Below are 1,099 nucleotides of genomic sequence, written 5' to 3' on the forward strand. Positions count from 1 at the left end.
CAGATACACTTCTATGGTTCAAATGATATAACTACTACAATAAGGATAAATGGTACTAATCTAGATTATAGAACAAGAGATAGTTCTGCTACTAGATTAATATATCCCGTAAAGAAAGAAGACGTAATCTATTGTGCAGGAGGGTATGACTCTCAATCTATAACCTTTTTCCCATATATATAAAAATTACAGAATTTCATTATATCTAGTGGTTCTAACACTAATGGATATTATAGAAAATATTCAGATGGATTTATAGAACAATTTGGTACTTTTAATTTTAGTGGTGGAACTAATGCTTCTATTAAAAGAACTTTACCTATAAGTATGAAAACTACAAATTATATTGTAGTATGTAATCCTAATTTTGCTTTAGAGCGAAACTCAGCCGCTTGGGGTATTGTTAATCCTACAACTAAAACTACTACAACAATAACTTTTAAAAAAGCTCATTCAGAAACTACAGATGTTTACTGGTATGTGTGTGGATATTAAAAATTGACACCTATTATTTTTGAAATAATTGAATTTTCTTCTGTAGGAGTAAAAAGAGTAGTACTTATCCATTTACCATCCCAAAAAACTGAATCACCACCAAGTCTAGTAACTTGGTTTAAAGCAATAGTACTAGTAGGAATAAAATGCCATTCTCCCCTTGTATTATCATCACAACGACATTCAACAAGCAATGCATGAAAATTACTATAAGGTTGAGATATGGTAATATTTCCTTCTGCTACACTTTTATTGAATATTATAGTTTCTTTATAACCATTTAAATTCTGTAATTTTTATATATATGGGAAAAAGGTTATAGATTGAGAGTCATACCCTCCTGCACAATAGATTACGTCTTCTTTCTTTACGGGATATATTAATCTAGTAGCAGAACTATCTCTTGTTCTATAATCTAGATTAGTACCATTTATCCTTATTGTAGTAGTTATATCATTTGAACCATAGAAGTGTATCTGAATAATTCCATCTTGAAGTATTGTGTTATTTTTACTCCAATTTAATTTTTGTCCTTTTGAATAGTCAGGAGTTCTATTGAAATTCTGTAATTACAGAATTTAAATGGTATTTCTTTCCCTAATTA

At 29.0% G+C, this 1,099-nt stretch carries 2 protein-coding genes; both read left to right on the forward strand.

Annotated features, from left to right (window positions below):
- Window positions 1–183 (forward strand): hypothetical protein (locus tag FMAG_RS13755; protein WP_005884551.1); only part of this gene is annotated, 183 nt, incomplete at its 5' end.
- Between the two features lie 18 nt (window positions 184–201).
- Complete coding sequence (locus FMAG_RS14300) at window positions 202–495, forward strand: gp53-like domain-containing protein (protein WP_455737455.1); 294 nt, start codon at window positions 202–204, stop codon at window positions 493–495.
- Window positions 496–1,099: the final 604 nt, after the last annotated feature.

Origin of the sequence: Fusobacterium mortiferum ATCC 9817 (assembly GCF_000158195.2) — a bacterium.
GTDB lineage: Bacteria > Fusobacteriota > Fusobacteriia > Fusobacteriales > Fusobacteriaceae > Fusobacterium_A > Fusobacterium_A mortiferum.